The sequence below is a fragment of the Shewanella schlegeliana genome (genome assembly GCF_016765635.1).
Lineage (GTDB): Bacteria > Pseudomonadota > Gammaproteobacteria > Enterobacterales > Shewanellaceae > Shewanella > Shewanella schlegeliana.
Map to the genome: position 1 here is coordinate 22,599 of NZ_JAESVD010000018.1, position 20,108 is coordinate 42,706.

Sequence of the window (20,108 nt, forward strand, 5' to 3'; positions counted from 1 at the left end):
ATAATTCTCCTAATGCTTACTCAGCGCCGCCGACGAAATCGATGTCAGCACCAGCAGCTAAGGTAACGTAAGCTTTTTTCCAATCGCTACGACGGCCAGTACGGGCACCGTGACGCTTAGTTTTGCCTTTGTTAACCAAAGTACGAACTGTATCAACTTCAACTTCAAATAGCTGTGCTACTGCAGCTTTAACTTCAGCTTTAGTTGCATCGATAGCTACACGGAAAACTACCGTGTTGTTATTCTCTGCATTAACAGTGCTCTTTTCAGAGATGTGTGGTGCAAGAATAACTTTTAGCAAACGTTCTTGGCTTATCATCCCAGCATCTCCTCGATTTGCTTAATAGCTTCAGCAGTAACAAGTACTTTGTTGAAAGCGATTAGACTTACTGGGTCGATACCAGCAACGTCACGTACGTCAACTTTGTACAGGTTGCGAGCAGCTAAGAACAAGTTCTCGTCAACTTCTGGAGTAACAATCAACACGTCTTCTAGTTGCATTTCGTTAAGTTTAGCTTTCAGCTCTTTAGTTTTAGGAGCTTCAACACCAAATGACTCAACAACAACAAGACGGTCTTGACGTACCAATTCAGAGAAAATGCTTTTCAGCGCTCCGCGGTACATCTTCTTGTTAACTTTTTGGCTGTGATCTTGTGTTTTAGCAGCGAAAGTTACGCCACCGCCACGCCAGATTGGGCCTTTAACAGTACCAGCACGTGCACGGCCAGTACCTTTTTGACGCCATGGCTTTTTGCCAGAGCCAGTTACTTCTGCGCGAGTCTTTTGAGCACGAGTGCCCTGACGCGCGTTTGCAGCGTAAGCTACAACTACCTGATGAACCAGTGCTTCATTAAAGTCACGGCCAAAGGTAGCTTCGGAAACTTCAAGAGCACTCTGTGCGTCTTTCAATACCAATTCCATTACTATCTCCTCAGACCTTAAGCTTTAACAGCTGGTTTGATGATCAGGTCGCCATTAGTAGCGCCTGGAACTGCACCCTTAACCAATAGCAGGTTACGTTCAGCATCTACACGAATTACTTCTAGATTCTGTGTCGTAACACGCTCTGCACCCATGTGGCCAGACATTTTCTTACCTTTGAAAACGCGACCAGGTGTTTGGTTTTGACCGATAGAACCGTTAGCTCTATGTGCCAGTGAGTTACCATGTGTTGCATCTTGAGTACGGAAGTTCCAGCGCTTAATACCGCCTTGGAAGCCCTTACCCTTTGATTGACCAGTAACATCAACTTTCGCTACGTCAGCGAAGATATCTACATTAAGCTCAGCACCAACTTCGATGCCCTCGCCTTCACCATCAGCCAAACGCATTTCCCATAAACCACGACCGGCTTCAACGCCTGCCTTAGCAAAGTGACCTGCTTCTGGTTTAGTGATGCGATTAGCTTTTTTGGTACCAGTAGTAACTTGAAGTGCACGGTAACCATCTGTATCCAAAGTTCTCACTTGGGTTACGCGGTTAGCAGCAATTTCAATTACTGTTACAGGTACCGACGCGCCATCTTCATTGAAGATGCGAGTCATACCTACTTTACGACCGATAAGACCGATAGCCATCTCTCAAACCTCTTCTAAGGATCTCAATTAACCCAAGCTAATCTGAACGTCAACACCAGCCGCAAGATCTAAACGCATAAGTGCGTCTACAGTCTTCTCAGTCGGCTCTACGATGTCAACAAGACGCTTGTGGGTACGTAGTTCGTACTGGTCACGTGCATCTTTATTAACGTGTGGAGAAGTCAAAATGGTATAACGTTCTTTACGCGTTGGTAGTGGGATTGGACCACGAACCTGCGCGCCGGTACGCTTAGCAGTTTCAACGATTTCCGCAGTAGACTGATCAATCAAACGATGATCAAATCCTTTCAAGCGGATACGGATTCTTTGGTTCTGCATTGACCAGAGCTCCTAAAATGTACACAAAAAAATCACCCTCTAGCTGTCTTCCTATAGAAAATAGCAGAGTGAAATGATTTAGCCGTTCGACTCACAATCGGAGTCGCTGTTTTTTTACGTCAAACCCGAAGGTAGACCAATTAAATCGCCTAATGGTTAAGGCGAGGGGCTATTATACTGATTTCAACGCTGAGATCAACCCCGTTGTGTGAAATACCGCCAAATAGACAGGTTTCAACAAAGTGGCGCCATTATACACAGTCGGATCCGGATTACTAGCCCTTGCCTCACTTTTCTTAAGGCAATAAAAAAGGCAGCCTAAGCTGCCCTTTTCAGTATCGAGTTAAGACCCGTTGCTAATTAAGCAACGATCTCAGCTACAACACCAGCACCAACTGTACGGCCACCTTCACGGATAGCGAAGCGTAAACCTTCGTCCATCGCGATTGGGCAGATTAGAGTAACAGTCATAGCTACGTTGTCACCAGGCATTACCATTTCAACGCCTTCTGGCAATTCGATAGTACCGGTTACGTCAGTTGTACGGAAGTAGAACTGTGGACGGTAGCCTTTGAAGAATGGAGTGTGACGTCCACCTTCTTCTTTAGACAGAACGTAGATTTCTGACTTGAAAGTAGTGTGTGGAGTGATTGAACCTGGAGCAGCTAGTACTTGACCACGTTCAACTTCTTCACGCTTGATACCACGTAGAAGAACACCACAGTTCTCGCCAGCACGACCTTCGTCAAGAAGCTTACGGAACATTTCAACACCAGTACAAGTAGACTTAGTAGTCTCTTTGATACCAACGATTTCCACTTCTTCACCTACTTTGATGATACCGCGCTCTACACGACCAGTAACAACAGTACCACGACCAGCGATAGAGAATACGTCTTCGATTGGTAGAATGAATGCACCATCGATTGCACGCTCTGGCTCTGGAATGTAAGTGTCTAGAGCTTCAGCTAGTTCTAGGATCTTAGCTTCCCACTCTGGCTCGCCTTCAAGAGCTTTAAGTGCAGAACCCTGGATAACTGGTAAGTCATCACCTGGGAAGTCGTATTCAGATAGAAGTTCACGAACTTCCATTTCTACTAGTTCTAGAAGTTCTTCGTCATCAACCATGTCACACTTGTTCATGAATACGATGATGAATGGTACGCCAACCTGACGTGAAAGCAGGATGTGCTCACGAGTTTGTGGCATTGGACCATCTGTAGAAGCAACTACTAGGATCGCGCCGTCCATCTGTGCAGCACCAGTGATCATGTTTTTAACATAATCCGCGTGACCTGGACAGTCTACGTGTGCGTAGTGACGTGATGGAGTGTCATATTCGATGTGAGAAGTATTAATTGTAATACCGCGCTCACGCTCTTCTGGAGCGTTATCGATCTGTGCGAAATCACGTGCAGTACCACCAAAGCTCTTAGTTAAAACAGCAGAGATAGCAGCAGTTAGAGTAGTTTTACCATGGTCAACGTGTCCGATAGTACCAACGTTAACATGCGGTTTTACGCGTTCAAATTTTTCTTTAGCCACGATATATTCCTTTCTTTTCAGAAAATGCTCGGCTTAAAACCGAGCAATAGCAATTAAGTATATCAACAATAGAGTGAGACAGTTTAGCCTCTGGCCTCTATTATTGCTTTAGTAACATTTTGCGGTGCATCAGAGTACTTCAAAAACTCCATAGAGTATGAAGCACGGCCCTGAGTTGCACTACGCAAATCGGTTGCATAACCGAACATTTCAGACAAAGGTACTGTTGCATGCACAAGCTTAATGCCTGCGATACCATCATCCATGCCTTCAATAAGGCCACGACGACGGTTCAAGTCACCCACAACATCTCCCATATAATCTTCAGGAGTTGTTACTTCGACTTTCATACATGGTTCAAGCAAAGAAGGATCCGCTTCTAGTGCGCCCTTCTTAAAGCCGATAGAACCAGCCACTTTAAATGCCATTTCGTTCGAGTCCACATCATGATATGAACCATCGTACAAAGTGACTTTTACGTCAAGAACTGGGAAGCCAGCTAATACGCCGTTCTTCATCTGCTCTTGAATACCCTTGTCCACTGCTGGGATGTATTCCTTTGGAACCACACCACCAACAATTTCGTTGACGAATTCGTAACCAAAACCTTCTTCTTGAGGCTCTAGCTTTAACCAAACGTGACCGAATTGACCTCGACCACCAGATTGGCGTACAAACTTACCTTCGACTTCCACGGTTTTGCGGATAGTCTCACGATATGCAACTTGTGGTTTACCTACATTACACTCAACACCAAATTCGCGACGCATACGGTCTACGATGATGTCTAAGTGTAGCTCACCCATACCAGAAATCAGTGTTTGCCCCGACTCTTCATCAGTTTCAACACGGAATGATGGATCTTCCGCTGCAAGCTTTTGCAACGCCATCCCCATCTTATCTTGGTCAGCCTTTGTTCTTGGCTCAACGGCAATAGTAATTACTGGCTCAGGAAATTCCATACGCTCTAGAATTACTTTATGGTCTGAATCACACAGAGTATCGCCTGTAGTTACGTCTTTAAGACCAATAAGAGCAGCGATGTCGCCAGCGCGTACTTCTTTAATCTCTTGACGGTCATTAGCGTGCATCTGCACCATACGACCAATACGTTCACGCTTTTGCTTAACAGAGTTATATACGCCGGCACCTGTTTCCAATACACCTGAATAAACACGTATAAAGGTCAGAGTACCTACGAAAGGATCTGTAGCAATCTTAAATGCCAATGCAGCGAATGGAGCGTTGTCGTCAGCTTGACGTTCAGTCTCTTCTTCGTTGTCATCGATGCCCTTGATAGCAGGAACTTCGACTGGCGATGGTAGAAAATCTACCACTGCATCGAGAACCGCTTGTACACCCTTGTTCTTAAATGCAGAACCACAGGTTGCCAATACGATTTCGTTATTTAAGGTGCGTTGACGTAGTGCTTTCTTGATCTCGTCTTCCGAAAGTTCCCCATCATCTAGGTACTTTTCCATCAGCTCTTCTGAAGCTTCAGCAGCACTTTCAACCAAGTACTCGCGCATTTCTGCAGCTTTGTCGGCTAAGTGCTCTGGAATGGCTTCATAAGTGAAAGTCATGCCCTGATCATCTTCAGACCAGTTAATTGCTTTCATCTTGATCAAATCGACAACACCGTTGAAGTCTTCTTCTGAACCAATATTCAATTGAATTGGTACACAAGTCGCGCCAAGGCGGTTGCGGATCTGCTCAACGACACGATCAAAGTTTGCACCTGCGCGGTCCATCTTATTGACGAACACTAAGCGCGGCACATGATACTTATCAGCTTGTCGCCAAACAGTCTCAGATTGGGGTTCAACCCCTGATGAGCCACAGAAAACAACAACTGCACCATCCAGCACTCGCAAAGAACGTTCTACTTCAATAGTGAAGTCAACGTGACCTGGAGTATCGATGATATTAATGCGGTGTTCAGTGAACTGCGCATCCATTCCGCGCCAGAAAGTAGTCGTTGCGGCTGAGGTGATGGTAATACCACGTTCCTGCTCTTGCTCCATCCAATCCATGGTGGCAGCGCCATCATGAACTTCACCGATCTTATGTGATAAGCCAGTGTAGAATAGAACACGTTCAGTGGTAGTGGTTTTACCAGCGTCAACATGAGCACAGATACCGATATTACGGTAGCGCTCAATTGGAGTTGTACGAGCCACGATTTGTACCCTCTTAGCTAAAACCTGAGTGTTAGCAATGCAAGTAAGGCGTGGGACAAAGCCCACGCCAAGATATTACCAGCGGTAATGAGCAAACGCTTTGTTTGCTTCTGCCATACGATGCACGTCTTCGCGCTTCTTAACAGCAGTACCTTTGTTTTCAGATGCGTCTAACATTTCACCTGCTAGACGTAGAGCCATAGATTTTTCACCACGCTTACGTGCAGCTTCAACCAACCAGCGCATCGCTAGTGCGTTACGACGCACTGGACGAACTTCACATGGTACCTGGTAAGTAGAACCACCAACACGACGAGATTTAACCTCGACTGATGGACGTACGTTGTCCAGGGCTGCTTCAAGGATTACTAGTTGATCTTCGCCTTTCTTTTCAGCTGCAGTATCTAGTGCCTTGTAAATAATTTTTTCTGCAGTCGACTTTTTGCCGTCCTGCATAATGACGTTGATGAACTTAGCCAGCAACTCACTGTTGAACTTTGGATCTGGTAGGATTTTACGTTGTCCTACAACGCGACGTCTTGGCATAACAATTTCTCCGTATGCTTCAGGGACCCCAAAACTGGAATCTCAATTATATCTAGCTTGGCCTTACTTAACGGAAAACGTTAAGACTTAGGACGCTTAGCACCGTACTTTGAACGACCTTGACGACGTTCGCTAACGCCAGCACAGTCTAATGCGCCGCGTACAGTGTGGTAACGCACACCCGGTAAGTCTTTTACACGACCGCCACGGATTAGAATTACGCTGTGTTCCTGCAGGTTGTGGCCTTCACCGCCGATGTACGAAGTTACTTCGAAACCGTTAGTTAGACGCACACGAGCTACTTTACGTAGTGCAGAGTTAGGTTTTTTTGGTGTAGTAGTATATACGCGAGTACAAACACCACGTTTTTGTGGACACGCAGCTAGCGCAGGAACGTTAGTCTTATCGACTTTCGGTGCGCGAGGCTTACGTACCAACTGGTTTACAGTTGCCATGTATAGCTCCGAATCAGTTGACTAAATCAACAGTAAGGTGTGAAAAATCTATATCCCACAGGTGTGGGACGCGAAATTTTAGAAGTGTATGGACTATCTGTCAAGAAATAGACAACTTTTAACCGATTTAAAGTAAAAAAAAGGCGCTAAAAGCGCCTTTTTTACAATCTATTTACTTTTGGGCATCGATTAATCGTTGCTACCAGCTAGATTTAGTAGATCCGCTAGGTTCTGCTCAGCTTCGCTTGCGCTAATCGCTGGTGCTTCTTCAGCTGCCGCACTCGGCGCTGCAGTTGCACGCTTCTGATGGTAAGAGTAACCCGTACCAGCAGGGATTAGGCGACCAACAATTACGTTTTCTTTCAGACCACGTAACTTATCGCTCTTACCACCAACAGCTGCTTCAGTAAGAACACGAGTGGTCTCCTGGAACGATGCTGCAGAGATGAACGATTCAGTCGCAAGTGACGCCTTAGTAATACCAAGAAGTTCACGTTCGAATGTCGCAGGCTGCTTACCTTGTGCTTCTAGTTCGCGGTTAGCGATCTTAACACGAGACACTTCAGCTTGTTCACCCGGTAGGAATTCACTGTCACCAGCGTCAACGATCTCACACTTACGCAGCATCTGGCGAATGATCACCTCAATGTGCTTATCGTTAATCTTAACGCCCTGTAGACGGTAAACGTCCTGTACTTCATTCACGATGTAGTTAGCCACATTGTGGATACCACGTAGACGTAGAATGTCGTGTGCTGCTTCTGGACCATCGGCAATAACTTCACCACGTTCGACTTTTTCACCTTCGAACACGTTTAGGTTACGCCACTTAGGAATCATCTCTTCATACTGCTCACCGCCATCAGCTGGGGTGATCACTAGACGACGCTTACCTTTGGTTTCTTTACCGAACGAGATAGTTCCCGATACTTCAGCAAGAATTGCAGGCTCTTTTGGCTTACGCGCTTCGAACAAGTCAGCAACGCGTGGTAGACCACCGGTAATATCGCGAGTCTTAGAAGATTCTTGAGGAATACGTGCTAATGCATCACCAACGTTAATTGGTGCGTTATCGTCAAGGTTAACAATCGCGTGACCTGGTAAGAAGTATTGCGCAGGTACTTCAGTACCTGGGATCATCAAGTCGCTACCATCAGCAGCAACAAGACGGATCATAGGACGCATCTCTTTACCCGCTGTTGGACGTTGACCAACTTCTAACACAACGATTGAAGATAGACCCGTTAGTTCGTCTGTTTGACGTGTCATAGTGACACCTTCAATCATATCTACGAACTTAATACTACCCGCCACTTCAGTGATAATTGGGTGAGTATGCGGATCCCACTTAGCGATAATTTCGCCAGCAGCAACGCCGTCGTCTTCCAACTTCTCAAGTACAGTACCGTAAGGAACCTTATAACGCTCTTTCTCACGACCTAGCTCATCGATAATGGCTAGTTCAGAAGAACGAGAAACAATTACCAGCTTACCGTTACTGTTAGTTACATACTTAGCGTTGTGTAACTTAAGCGTACCAGAGTTCTTAACTTGAACGTTGTTCTCAGCTGAAGCTCGAGATGCCGCACCACCGATGTGGAAAGTACGCATCGTAAGCTGTGTTCCTGGCTCACCAATTGACTGAGCAGCAACAACACCAATAGCTTCACCTTGGTTGATGATATGGCCACGAGCCAAATCACGACCGTAACAAGCCTTACACACACCGAAGTCTGTATCACAGCTAATTACTGAGCGAACAATCATTTCATCGATAGAGTTATCTTCAACGATGTCACACCATGCTTCGTCAAGAAGCGTGTTGCGTGGCACAAGTACTTCTTCAGTACCCGGCTTAAGTACATCTTGAGCAACAACACGACCAAGTACGCGCTCACGTAACGGCTCAACTACATCACCACCTTCAATCAGTGGCTTCATAGTTAGACCTTCGTACGTTCCGCAGTCATCTTCGATAACAACGAGATCTTGTGCTACGTCAACTAGACGACGAGTCAGGTAACCAGAGTTAGCTGTCTTCAATGCCGTATCCGCAAGACCCTTACGCGCACCGTGAGTAGAAATAAAGTACTGAGATACGTTTAGACCTTCACGGAAGTTAGCCACAATTGGGGTTTCGATGATTGAGCCATCTGGCTTAGCCATCAGACCACGCATACCGGCCAACTGACGAATCTGTGCAGCACTACCACGAGCGCCTGAGTCGGCCATCATGTAGATGCTGTTGAACGATTCTTGCTGTTCTTCTTCGCCATCACGGTTAATCACTGTCTCTTTAGACAGGTTTTCCATCATCGCTTTAGAAACTTTTTCGTTCGCGCTTGCCCAGATATCGATTACTTTGTTGTAACGCTCACCAGCTGTTACTAGACCAGATTGGAACTGCTCTTGAATTTCAAGAACTTCCGCTTCAGCATCCGCTACTAGCGTGTACTTAAGATCTGGAATAACCATATCGTCGATACCTACAGAGGCACCAGATATAGTCGCAAAGTGGAAACCGGTATACATCAATTGGTCAGCAAAGATAACAGTATCTTTAAGACCTAGTTGACGGTAACAAGTGTTCAATAGCTTAGAGATCTGCTTCTTACCCATGTTTTGGTTAACCAAATCATAAGAAAGACCTTTTGGCAGAATCTGTGAAAGCAATGCACGACCAACCGTAGTATCAACGATACGACGTGTCTTCACTTTTTCGCCAGCTTCGTTCTCTGTCGTTTCGGTAATACGAACCTTAACGCGAGCGTGTAGCTCAGCAACACCTGTGCGGTAAGCTTTTTCAGCTTCAGCCACATCAGAGAATGCCATGCCTTCACCCTTGCCGTTGATACGCTCACGGCTAGTGTAGTAAAGACCCAATACAACGTCCTGTGATGGTGTGATCACCGGCTCACCGTTTGCAGGTGAAAGGATGTTGTTGGTAGACATCATTAGTGAACGTGCTTCTAACTGCGCTTCTAGCGTTAGTGGCACGTGAACAGCCATTTGGTCACCGTCGAAGTCGGCGTTGTATGCCGCACAAACCAATGGGTGAAGCTGAATCGCTTTACCTTCGATTAGTACTGGCTCAAATGCCTGGATACCTAGTCTGTGCAGTGTTGGTGCACGGTTAAGCATCACTGGATGTTCGCGGATCACGTCATCTAGCACGTCCCATACTTCTGGAACTTCGCGCTCTACCATCTTCTTAGCAGCTTTAATGGTTGTAGCTAAGCCACGACCTTCTAGCTTGCCATAGATGAATGGCTTAAATAGCTCTAGTGCCATCTTCTTAGGAAGACCACACTGGTGTAGACGTAAAGTAGGACCTACGGTAATTACCGAACGACCAGAATAGTCAACACGCTTACCTAGCAAGTTCTGACGGAAACGACCTTGCTTACCTTTGATCATATCGGCCAAAGATTTAAGCGGACGCTTGTTAGAACCTGTAATAGCACGACCACGACGGCCGTTATCTAATAGCGCATCAACAGATTCTTGCAACATACGCTTTTCGTTACGTACGATGATATCTGGAGCAGCTAGGTCTAACAGACGCTTTAGACGGTTGTTACGGTTGATTACACGACGGTAAAGGTCGTTCAAATCAGAGGTAGCAAAACGTCCGCCATCTAGTGGAACTAGAGGACGTAGATCTGGCGGCAGAACCGGTAGTACTTTAAGGATCATCCACTCAGGCTTGTTACCTGAAGTGAAGAATGCCTCAATTAGCTTAAGACGCTTAGTGATCTTCTTACGACGAGTCTCAGAATTGATTGATGGCAATTCTTCGCGCATCATTTCAATTTCTTTCTCTAGATCGATAGCACGTAGCAATTCTAGAACTGCTTCTGCACCCATCTTGGCATCGAATTCATCACCGTACTCTTCTAATGCATCCAGATAGTTTTCTTCTGTCAGCATTTGGCCGCGTTCAAGACTGGTCATGCCAGGCTCGATTACTACGAAAGATTCGAAGTAAAGTACACGTTCGATATCACGAAGAGTCATGTCTAGCATCAAACCGATACGAGACGGAAGTGACTTCAAGAACCAAATGTGTGCAACTGGGCTAGCAAGATCGATGTGACCCATACGCTCACGACGTACTTTAGTCTGTGTAACTTCAACGCCACACTTTTCACAGATCACACCACGGTGTTTTAGACGCTTATACTTACCGCATAAACATTCATAATCTTTTACTGGACCAAAAATACGCGCACAGAACAAACCTTCACGCTCAGGCTTGAATGTACGGTAGTTAATGGTTTCTGGCTTCTTAACTTCACCAAAAGACCAAGAGCGGATTAGATCAGGCGACGCTAGGCCGATCTTAATACCTTCAAATTCTTCAGTCTTGCTTTGCTGTTTCAGAAACTTTAATAAGTCTTTCACGTTTCTCTCCTGAAGGAGTTAAACCGGGTGCCCTGCCAATGCAGAGCACCAATTTCTTTTGCCATAGAGGCAGTAACCAAGTGTTACTTTTGATCCAACTCGATGTTAATACCGAGCGAACGGATCTCTTTCAACAATACGTTGAAAGATTCAGGCATACCTGGTTGCATCTGATGGTTACCGTCGACGATGTTCTTATACATCTGAGTACGACCGTTCACATCGTCCGACTTAACGGTTAGCATTTCCTGAAGGGTATACGCAGCACCATAAGCTTCAAGTGCCCATACTTCCATCTCACCGAAACGCTGACCACCGAACTGTGCTTTACCACCCAATGGTTGTTGAGTAACAAGACTGTACGAACCGGTAGAACGGGCGTGCATCTTATCGTCAACCAAGTGGTTAAGTTTTAGCATATACATGTAACCAACGGTTACTTTACGCTCAAACTCATTACCAGTACGACCATCACACAGAGTCAACTGACCTGATTGTGGTAAACCTGCAAGCTCAAGCATCTGCTTGATCTCTTTCTCTTTGGCACCATCAAACGCAGGTGTAGCAATCGGTACACCGCCTTTAAGGTTTTTAGCAAGACGCAAGATTTCATCATCAGTAAATGTATCGATGTCAACGCGCTGCTGCACTTCGTCACCTAAGTCATAAACTTGCTTGATGTATCCGCGAAGTTCTGCCAATTCGCGCTGCTCTTCTAGCATCTCAGTAATACGATTACCGATGCCTTTCGCTGCAGCACCCATATGAACTTCAAGTACCTGACCGATGTTCATACGTGAAGGTACACCTAGTGGGTTCAATACGATATCCACTGGGTCGCCTTTTTCGTCGTATGGCATATCTTCAATAGGACAAATCTTAGAGATTACACCCTTGTTACCATGACGACCCGCCATCTTATCACCAGGCTGGATAGTACGCTTAACCGCTAGGTAAACCTTAACGATCTTAAGTACACCAGGTGCTAAGTCATCACCTTGAGTGATCTTACGGCGCTTGATTTCGAACTTCTTATCGAAATCGGCTTTTAGCTCTTCCGCTTGCTCAGCTAGCTGTTCTAGCTCAGTTTGCTTCGTTTCATCATCGATGGTTTGAACCAACAGTTGTGAACGAGGAATTGCATCAAGTTGGGCCTCATCGAAACCAGCACCTAGTAATAGGTTGCGAGCACGACCAAGAACACCATCTTCAAGAATTTGGAACTCTTCAGTCAAATCCTTACGAGCCTGTGCGATATGCATCTCTTCGATTTCAACAGCACGCTTGTCTTTCTCAACGCCGTCACGAGTAAATACTTGTACGTCGATGATAGTACCTTTAACAGAGTTAGGTACGCGTAGAGAGCTGTCTTTAACGTCAGACGCTTTTTCGCCGAAGATTGCACGTAGAAGTTTCTCTTCTGGAGTCAGCTGAGTTTCACCCTTAGGTGTTACTTTACCAACTAGGATGTCGCCACCCTTAACTTCTGCACCGATATAAACGATACCTGATTCGTCAAGCTTAGAAAGCGCAGACTCACCAACGTTTGGAATATCAGCTGTGATCTCTTCACTACCCAACTTAGTATCACGAGCGATACATGAAAGCTCCTGAATGTGGATAGTTGTAAAACGGTCTTCTTGAGCTACACGCTCAGAGATCAAGATCGAGTCTTCGAAGTTGTAACCGTTCCAAGGCATGAACGCGATACGCATGTTCTGACCAAGAGCCAAATCACCTAAGTCGGTAGATGGGCCATCGGCTAGTACGTCGCCGCGAACAACTGGGTCACCGACAGAACAACAAGGACGTTGGTTAATACAAGTGTTCTGGTTAGAACGCGTGTACTTAGTCAAGTTGTAAATATCGATACCAGCTTCACCTGGAGTCAATTCTGATTCGTTAACCTTAACAACGATACGGCTAGCATCAACGTAGTCAACATAACCACCACGCTTAGCAGCAACAACCACGCCTGAGTCAACAGCAAGTGTACGTTCAATACCTGTACCAACTAATGGCTTATCAGCCTTCAGTGTTGGAACAGCCTGACGTTGCATGTTGGCACCCATCAATGCACGGTTCGCGTCATCGTGTTCTAGGAACGGAATTAGTGATGCCGCAACAGAAATAATCTGCTGTGGTGATACGTCCATATACTGGATGTCAGATGCACCCATAAATGTTGAATCACCTTTGTGACGACAAGCAATTAGCTCGTCCATCATGCGGTTGTTTTCATCTAATTCTACGTTTGCCTGAGCAATAACGTAACGGCCTTCTTCGATTGCTGACAAGTAATCAACTTCTTCAGTAACCACACCATCAATTACCTTACGGTAAGGTGTTTCTAGGAAGCCATAGTTGTTAGTACGAGCAAAGGTTGACAACGAGTTGATCAAACCAATGTTTGGACCTTCAGGCGTTTCGATTGGACATAGACGACCGTAGTGAGTCGGGTGTACGTCTCGAACTTCGAAACCTGCACGTTCACGTGTTAGACCGCCTGGACCTAGAGCAGAAATACGACGCTTATGCGTTACTTCTGACAATGGGTTGTTTTGGTCCATGAACTGTGAAAGCTGTGAAGAGCCAAAGAATTCTTTAACAGCTGCAGAAATAGGCTTAGCATTGATCAGGTCTTGAGGCATTAGCTCATTTAGATCGCCAAGGCTTAGACGCTCACGTACGGCACGTTCTACACGAACTAGACCAACACGGAACTGGTTTTCAGCCATTTCACCTACACTACGGATACGACGGTTACCTAGGTGATCGATATCATCAACTTCGTCCAAACCATTACGGATGGCGATGATATTTTTCATCACGGCAACGATATCTTCTTTAGTTAAGATACCCGTACCTTCGTCGTCATCGATACCAAGACGACGGTTGAACTTCATACGACCTACTTTAGATAGATCATAACGCTCTTCACTGAAGAACAAGTTCTGGAATAGTGCTTCAGCAGCATCTTTGGTTGGTGGCTCACCAGGACGCATCATACGGTAGATTTCAACCAACGCTTCTAGGCGGTTAGTTGTTGAATCGATACGAATGGTGTCAGAGATATAAGCACCGTTATCAAGCTCGTTGATATACAGAGTGCTGATCTCTTTGATGCCAGCCATAGATAGCTTAGCTAGATCTTCTAGGCTGATCTCTGCGTTAGCAGAAACCAATACTTCGCCTGTATCTGGATCAATATAGTCTTGACCAGAGATCTTACCAGCGATGTATTCAACTGGTACTTCAAGCTCAGTAGTATTTGACTTTTCAAGCTGACGAATATGACGTGCAGTGATGCGACGTCCTTTCTCAACAAGAACAGTGCCTTCAGCGTCTTTAATGTCATAGCTTGCAGTTTCGCCACGTAGACGGTCAGCAACAAGATCCATTACTAGTGAATCTTTCTTGATCTTAAAGTTTACGCGATCGAAGAACAGGTCAAGAATATCTTGAGTCGAGTAATCTAAAGCACGCAGAATGATCGAAGCCGCAAGTTTACGACGACGGTCAATACGTACAAATAGTGCGTCTTTAGGATCGAATTCAAAGTCTAACCAAGAACCACGGTAAGGAATAATACGTGCGTTATATAACACCTTACCTGAAGAGTGGGTTTTACCACGGTCATGATCAAAGAATACGCCTGGGCTACGGTGTAGCTGAGACACGATTACACGCTCAGTACCATTGATAACAAAGGTACCGTTGTCAGTCATAAGAGGGATATCCCCCATATAGACTTCTTGTTCTTTAATGTCTTTTACTGTGCCAGGTGCCGCTTCACGGTCATACAGAACCATACGCAGTTTAACGCGTAGAGGTGCAGAATATGTAACACCGCGGATTTGACACTCTTTCACATCAAAAACTGGCTCGCCTAGTTTGTAGCTGACATATTGCAGCTCAGAATTACCAGAAAAGCTCTTGATGGGAAAAACGCTACGGAAAGCAGCTTCAAAACCACGCTCACCTGTAGGATCTTGATCGGTGAACTTCTTAAAAGAGTCCAACTGGATTGACAAAAGGTAAGGAATGTCTAAAACACGTTGACGTTTACCAAAGTCTTTGCGAATACGCTTCTTTTCAGAATAGGAGTAAACCATGGGTTTCCTCTGATTGCGAGATGTGACCAAGACTGAATCAACCTAAATGTTGAAACAGCGCGTTTGCCCATCACCGTTGAAAGCAAGAACCCAACCAGTAATCTCTGCTAGGAACTGCGAAATCTGGCGATAAACGGTGAAAAAAAAATCGCCTGCGCTTACAGCGCAAAAAAGGCCGACGGTTAAAAAACCGCCAGCCTCCGCCCGATTACTCGGGAGGTTGTAAGTTATAGTATAACTTACTTGATCTCTACTGCAGCACCAGCTGCTTCAAGTTCAGTCTTAAGAGCTTCAGCTTCTTCTTTAGAGATAGCTTCTTTAACTGCTACTGGAGCAGATTCAGCCATGCCTTTAGCTTCTTTCAGGCCTAGACCTGTAGCGCCACGAAGAGCTTTAATTACTGCAACTTTGTTGTCGCCGTGAGAAGTAAGAATTACGTCGAATTCTGTTTTCTCTTCAGCAGCAGCAGCTTCGCCACCACCTGAAACAACAGCAGCAGCTGCAGATACGCCGAACTTCTCTTCCATTGCTTCGATTAGTTCAACAACTTCCATTACAGACATTGCTGCAAGGGCTTCTAAGATTTGGTCTTTAGTGATAGACATAACAAAAAATTCCTAATTGTACTGAATTCAATTTAATTAAGCGGCTTGTAAAATTAAGCAGCTTCTTTCTGATCGCGTAGAGCGGCCAATGTACGAACGAACTTGCCAGCAGATGCTTCTTTTAGAGTCATCATGAACTGAGCTAGTGCTTCTTCGTAAGTTGGTAGTTTTGCTAAACGATCAATGTTATCTGCAGGGATTAATTCCCCTTCAAAGGCTGCTGCTTTGATTTCAAACTTCTCTTGTGATTTAGCGAAGTCTTTAAGAAGACGCGCTGCTGCACCTGGGTGCTCATTAGAGAATGCAATCAAAGTAGGACCAGTGAACGTATCGCTTAGGCACTCAAAATCAGTACCAGCAACAGCGCGTTTAACTAGAGTGTTACGTACAACTTTAACGTACACACCAGCTTCACGAGCTGCTTTACGAAGACCGGTCATATTAGCTACAGTTACACCGCGTGAATCGGCAACAACTGCAGATAAAGCACCTTTGGCAGCTTCGTTGACTTCAGCAACAATCGCTTTTTTGTCTTCGAGTCTTAATGCCATTGGCTTTACTCCTGGATTCGATCTAGGGAAAACTCCCTAGCAATTACCATGCTAAGCATCTATTGATACCTAGCGACTTACGGCGCGAATATATCCAGCAGAATAAAATCTATCTGGGGTCCGACACCGTCTACGCAGGAAATTAAGTTAACTACTTGAGCCAACACCTACGGTCTTGGACGGAGGCTATTCATTAACCATAATGATTAAATCAGAGCCCCAACCCTACAAAGTGCGCGCATTATAGACTAATGCGCGAAACTTGTAAATTACTTAACGTCTTCCAGAGTACTCTGGTCAACAGCAACACCTGCACCCATAGTGGTAGAGATGCTTACTTTCTTAACGAAAACGCCTTTAGCAGCTGCTGGCTTGGCTTTCTTAAGTGCGCCAAGTAGAGCTTCTAAGTTTTCTTTAAGTTGAGCAGTTTCAAAGTCCACTTTACCGATAGTAGTGTGGATGATACCGTTCTTATCGTTACGGTAACGGATTTGACCTGCTTTAGCGTTCTTAACTGCTTCTGCAACGTTTGGTGTTACAGTACCAGTCTTAGGGTTAGGCATTAGACCACGTGGGCCTAAGATTTGACCTAACATACCAACAACGCGCATTGCATCTGGAGATGCGATAACTACGTCGAAGTTCATTTCGCCAGCTTTAATTTGCGCGGCAAGGTCATCCATACCAACAAGTTCAGCACCAGCTGCAGTAGCAGCTTCAGCGTTAGCACCTTGAGTGAACACAGCAACACGTACTTCACGACCAGTACCGTGTGGTAGCACAGTAGCGCCACGAACGTTTTGGTCAGATTTACGTGGGTCAACACCAAGGTTAACGGCAACGTCAACACTTTCTACGAACTTAGCAGTAGCTAGTTCTTTTAGAAGTGCAACAGCTTCATTGATGTCGTAGCTCTTAGTAGCTTCAACTTTCTCGCGGATTAGACGAGCGCGTTTAGTTAGCTTTGCCATTATATTAGTCCTCTACTACCAAACCCATTGAACGCGCAGTACCTTCAATTGAGCGAGTCATCGCTTCAATATCAGCACCAGTCATATCAGCGGCTTTAGTCTCAGCGATTTCCTGGACAGCGCTACGCTTGATAGTTCCCACTTTTTCAGTGTTAGGACGGCCAGAACCTGACTTCAGACCAGCTGCTTTAAGCAGTAGGAAAGACGCAGGTGGAGTCTTAGTTTCGAAAGTGAAAGAGCGATCAGTGTAAACAGTGATAACTACAGGAATTGGCATACCTTTCTCGAACTTTTCAGTACGAGCGTTGAATGCTTTACAGAATTCCATGATGTTAACACCTTTCTGACCCAATGCTGGGCCTACTGGTGGCGACGGGTTTGCAGCACCGGCTGCGACTTGCAGTTTGATGTAACCATCAACTTTCTTTGCCATGAGACATTTCCTCAAGTTTGGGTTCAAACGCCATCAGCACTATGCTGAAAAGCTCCCCGAAAAATATGGGTGCGAATTATATATAATTTCGCACCCATTTCAAATAGTATTTGCGCTTTATTTAATCAGCTTTTTTCAATCTGACTAAAATCAAGTTCTACTGGCGTTGAGCGGCCGAAGATCATCACAGAAACCTTAACGCGGTTCTTCTCATAATCCACTTCTTCAACTGTACCGTTGAAGTCAGCAAAAGGTCCGTCAGTAACACGAACAACTTCACCTGGCTCAAACATAACGCGATGCGTTGGAGACTCAGTAGTTTCTTGAAGACGCTGAAGGATTGCATCAGCCTCTTTATCAGAAATGGGTGCAGGACGATCAGATGTACCACCAATGAAGCCCATTACACGTGGAATGCTCTTCACTAAGTGCCAGCTTTCATCGTTCATTTCCATCTGGACTAACACGTAGCCAGGGAAAAACTTACGCTCACTCTTACGACGTTGGCCTGCACGCATTTCAACGACTTCTTCAGTAGGTACCAAAACCTCACCAAAGTAATCTTCCATGCCGTGCATTTTGATATGTTCAAGCAGAGTCTTGCAAACACGGCCTTCATAGCCGGAGAACGCTTGAATTACATACCATCTTTTTTTAGCTTCAGTAGCTTCAGTCATACTTAATGCCTATACGCCTGTAATAAAATTAACAATTCTAAGCAATACTGCATCTAAGCCCCAAAGGACTAAACCTAAAACGGCTGTTGCAGCTAATACAATGAAAGTTGTATTGAGTGCTTCTTGACGCGTAGGCCAAACCACTTTACGAACTTCAATCTGTGATTCACGAGCAAAAGTTAAAGCTTGCTTGCCTTTTTCTGTTTGCAACGCAATGAAACCAGCGATAGCAAAAGTCACCACTACACTTAGAGCGCGTACAACGACACTTGCTTCATTAAAATATTGATTGCCAATAATTGCAGCAGCCAACAAGATTACGACTAGGCCCCACTTTACGATATCCAGAGAGTTACCCTGGCTTTCAGTATTTGTTGTCATCGGTTAATTCCGTTACTCACTACGTTCTGAGGCAAGGAACACTATAAAATAGCATTTTGCTCAGTGAAAATTTCAGTCAGACTCGCTATCCGAACTGGCGACTGCCGAACATACTCTTATCAAAGTATAAGCGACGAGTCAAAAATCGGTCATAGATTGTATTCTTATTCCACTTATTTGGCAAGAATACAAAGCCCAGCTTCACTAACAAATTAAACCTAAATGCAATAAAACAAAAAAGGCAGCCTAAGCTGCCCTTTTCAGTATCGAGTTAAGACCCGTTGCTAATTAAGCAACGATCTCAGCTACAACACCAGCACCAACTGTACGACCACCTTCACGGATAGCGAAGCGTAAACCTTCGTCCATCGCGATTGGGCAGATTAGAGTAACAGTCATAGCTACGTTGTCACCAGGCATTACCATTTCAACGCCTTCTGGCAATTCGATAGTACCGGTTACGTCAGTTGTACGGAAGTAGAACTGTGGACGGTAGCCTTTGAAGAATGGAGTGTGACGTCCACCTTCTTCTTTAGACAGAACGTAGATTTCTGACTTGAAAGTAGTGTGTGGAGTGATTGAACCTGGAGCAGCTAGTACTTGACCACGTTCAACTTCTTCACGCTTGATACCACGTAGAAGAACACCACAGTTCTCGCCAGCACGACCTTCGTCAAGAAGCTTACGGAACATTTCAACACCAGTACAAGTAGACTTAGTAGTCTCTTTGATACCAACGATTTCCACTTCTTCACCTACTTTGATGATACCGCGCTCTACACGACCAGTAACAACAGTACCACGACCAGCGATAGAGAATACGTCTTCGATTGGTAGAATGAATGCACCATCGATTGCACGCTCTGGCTCTGGAATGTAAGTGTCTAGAGCTTCAGCTAGTTCTAGGATCTTAGCTTCCCACTCTGGCTCGCCTTCAAGAGCTTTAAGTGCAGAACCCTGGATAACTGGTAAGTCATCACCTGGGAAGTCGTATTCAGATAGAAGTTCACGAACTTCCATTTCTACTAGTTCTAGAAGTTCTTCGTCATCAACCATGTCACACTTGTTCATGAATACGATGATGAATGGTACGCCAACCTGACGTGAAAGCAGGATGTGCTCACGAGTTTGTGGCATTGGACCATCTGTAGAAGCAACTACTAGGATCGCGCCGTCCATCTGTGCAGCACCAGTGATCATGTTTTTAACATAATCCGCGTGACCTGGACAGTCTACGTGTGCGTAGTGACGTGATGGAGTGTCATATTCGATGTGAGAAGTATTAATTGTAATACCGCGCTCACGCTCTTCTGGAGCGTTATCGATCTG

Annotated in this window: 17 protein-coding genes; all 17 read right to left on the reverse strand. The window is 45.2% G+C overall.

Annotated elements, in window-relative coordinates; genetic code table 11:
• Positions 1-16 precede the first annotated feature (16 nt).
• The gene (gene rplW / locus JMA39_RS20825) at positions 17-319 is read right to left on the reverse strand and encodes a 50S ribosomal protein L23 (protein WP_202723802.1); all 303 of its coding nucleotides are present in this window, start codon (positions 317-319) and stop codon (positions 17-19) included.
• Positions 316-921 carry a 50S ribosomal protein L4 gene (rplD, locus tag JMA39_RS20830; RefSeq protein WP_028767974.1) on the reverse strand — a complete coding sequence of 202 codons (606 nt, stop codon included), beginning with the start codon at positions 919-921 and terminating at the stop codon, positions 316-318. The genes rplW and rplD overlap by 4 nt, the downstream gene beginning before the upstream one ends.
• Before the next feature lie 17 nt (positions 922-938).
• A complete protein-coding gene (gene rplC, locus JMA39_RS20835; RefSeq protein WP_202723803.1) occupies positions 939-1,577 on the reverse strand; it encodes a 50S ribosomal protein L3 in 639 nt (212 codons plus the stop codon).
• A gap of 27 nt (positions 1,578-1,604) precedes the next feature.
• Complete coding sequence (gene rpsJ, locus JMA39_RS20840) at positions 1,605-1,916, reverse strand: 30S ribosomal protein S10 (protein WP_005503530.1); 312 nt, start codon at positions 1,914-1,916, stop codon at positions 1,605-1,607.
• 360 nt (positions 1,917-2,276) lie between these two features.
• Positions 2,277-3,461: an elongation factor Tu gene (gene tuf / locus JMA39_RS20845; RefSeq protein ID WP_202723804.1), complete on the reverse strand. Its 1,185-nt coding sequence runs from the start codon at positions 3,459-3,461 to the stop codon at positions 2,277-2,279.
• Positions 3,462-3,544: 83 nt separating this feature from the next.
• Positions 3,545-5,641, reverse strand: coding sequence for an elongation factor G (fusA, locus tag JMA39_RS20850; protein ID WP_202723805.1), 2,097 nt, complete (start codon positions 5,639-5,641; stop codon positions 3,545-3,547).
• A gap of 75 nt (positions 5,642-5,716) precedes the next feature.
• A complete protein-coding gene (rpsG, locus tag JMA39_RS20855; RefSeq protein ID WP_202723806.1) occupies positions 5,717-6,187 on the reverse strand; it encodes a 30S ribosomal protein S7 in 471 nt (156 codons plus the stop codon).
• 80 nt (positions 6,188-6,267) lie between these two features.
• On the reverse strand, positions 6,268-6,642 hold the full coding sequence (rpsL, locus tag JMA39_RS20860) for a 30S ribosomal protein S12 (protein ID WP_012153454.1): 375 nt from the start codon (positions 6,640-6,642) through the stop codon (positions 6,268-6,270).
• A 189-nt stretch (positions 6,643-6,831) separates the two neighbouring features.
• Positions 6,832-11,046 (reverse strand): DNA-directed RNA polymerase subunit beta', encoded by a 4,215-nt coding sequence (gene rpoC, locus JMA39_RS20865; RefSeq protein WP_202723807.1) that lies wholly within the window; start codon positions 11,044-11,046, stop codon positions 6,832-6,834.
• Between the two features lie 83 nt (positions 11,047-11,129).
• Positions 11,130-15,161 (reverse strand): DNA-directed RNA polymerase subunit beta, encoded by a 4,032-nt coding sequence (rpoB, locus tag JMA39_RS20870; protein ID WP_202723808.1) that lies wholly within the window; start codon positions 15,159-15,161, stop codon positions 11,130-11,132.
• A gap of 239 nt (positions 15,162-15,400) precedes the next feature.
• Positions 15,401-15,766 carry a 50S ribosomal protein L7/L12 gene (rplL, locus tag JMA39_RS20875; RefSeq protein WP_028767981.1) on the reverse strand — a complete coding sequence of 122 codons (366 nt, stop codon included), beginning with the start codon at positions 15,764-15,766 and terminating at the stop codon, positions 15,401-15,403.
• 53 nt (positions 15,767-15,819) lie between these two features.
• Complete coding sequence (gene rplJ, locus JMA39_RS20880) at positions 15,820-16,317, reverse strand: 50S ribosomal protein L10 (RefSeq protein ID WP_202723809.1); 498 nt, start codon at positions 16,315-16,317, stop codon at positions 15,820-15,822.
• Positions 16,318-16,586: 269 nt separating this feature from the next.
• Positions 16,587-17,288 carry a 50S ribosomal protein L1 gene (gene rplA / locus JMA39_RS20885; protein ID WP_202723810.1) on the reverse strand — a complete coding sequence of 234 codons (702 nt, stop codon included), beginning with the start codon at positions 17,286-17,288 and terminating at the stop codon, positions 16,587-16,589.
• A gap of 4 nt (positions 17,289-17,292) precedes the next feature.
• On the reverse strand, positions 17,293-17,721 hold the full coding sequence (gene rplK, locus JMA39_RS20890; protein WP_011863956.1) for a 50S ribosomal protein L11: 429 nt from the start codon (positions 17,719-17,721) through the stop codon (positions 17,293-17,295).
• Positions 17,722-17,846: 125 nt separating this feature from the next.
• On the reverse strand, positions 17,847-18,398 hold the full coding sequence (nusG, locus tag JMA39_RS20895; protein ID WP_202723811.1) for a transcription termination/antitermination protein NusG: 552 nt from the start codon (positions 18,396-18,398) through the stop codon (positions 17,847-17,849).
• Between the two features lie 9 nt (positions 18,399-18,407).
• Positions 18,408-18,779, reverse strand: a complete 372-nt coding sequence (gene secE, locus JMA39_RS20900) for a preprotein translocase subunit SecE (RefSeq protein WP_202723812.1) — start codon at positions 18,777-18,779, stop codon at positions 18,408-18,410.
• A 288-nt stretch (positions 18,780-19,067) separates the two neighbouring features.
• Positions 19,068-20,108 (reverse strand): elongation factor Tu (tuf, locus tag JMA39_RS20905; RefSeq protein ID WP_202723813.1); only part of this gene is annotated, 1,041 nt, incomplete at its 5' end.

Coding starts and splice junctions, on each gene's coding strand:
- rpsG (WP_202723806.1), bottom strand. CDS start 6,187: ATGCCAAGACGTCGCGTTGTAGGACAACGTAAAATCCTACCAGATCCA.
- rplC (WP_202723803.1), bottom strand. CDS start 1,577: ATGGCTATCGGTCTTATCGGTCGTAAAGTAGGTATGACTCGCATCTTC.
- rpsL (WP_012153454.1), bottom strand. CDS start 6,642: ATGGCAACTGTAAACCAGTTGGTACGTAAGCCTCGCGCACCGAAAGTC.
- rpsJ (WP_005503530.1), bottom strand. CDS start 1,916: ATGCAGAACCAAAGAATCCGTATCCGCTTGAAAGGATTTGATCATCGT.
- rplK (WP_011863956.1), bottom strand. CDS start 17,721: ATGGCAAAGAAAGTTGATGGTTACATCAAACTGCAAGTCGCAGCCGGT.
- rplA (WP_202723810.1), bottom strand. CDS start 17,288: ATGGCAAAGCTAACTAAACGCGCTCGTCTAATCCGCGAGAAAGTTGAA.
- nusG (WP_202723811.1), bottom strand. CDS start 18,398: ATGACTGAAGCTACTGAAGCTAAAAAAAGATGGTATGTAATTCAAGCG.
- rpoB (WP_202723808.1), bottom strand. CDS start 15,161: ATGGTTTACTCCTATTCTGAAAAGAAGCGTATTCGCAAAGACTTTGGT.
- secE (WP_202723812.1), bottom strand. CDS start 18,779: ATGACAACAAATACTGAAAGCCAGGGTAACTCTCTGGATATCGTAAAG.
- rplW (WP_202723802.1), bottom strand. CDS start 319: ATGATAAGCCAAGAACGTTTGCTAAAAGTTATTCTTGCACCACACATC.
- rplJ (WP_202723809.1), bottom strand. CDS start 16,317: ATGGCATTAAGACTCGAAGACAAAAAAGCGATTGTTGCTGAAGTCAAC.
- rplD (WP_028767974.1), bottom strand. CDS start 921: ATGGAATTGGTATTGAAAGACGCACAGAGTGCTCTTGAAGTTTCCGAA.
- rplL (WP_028767981.1), bottom strand. CDS start 15,766: ATGTCTATCACTAAAGACCAAATCTTAGAAGCCCTTGCAGCAATGTCT.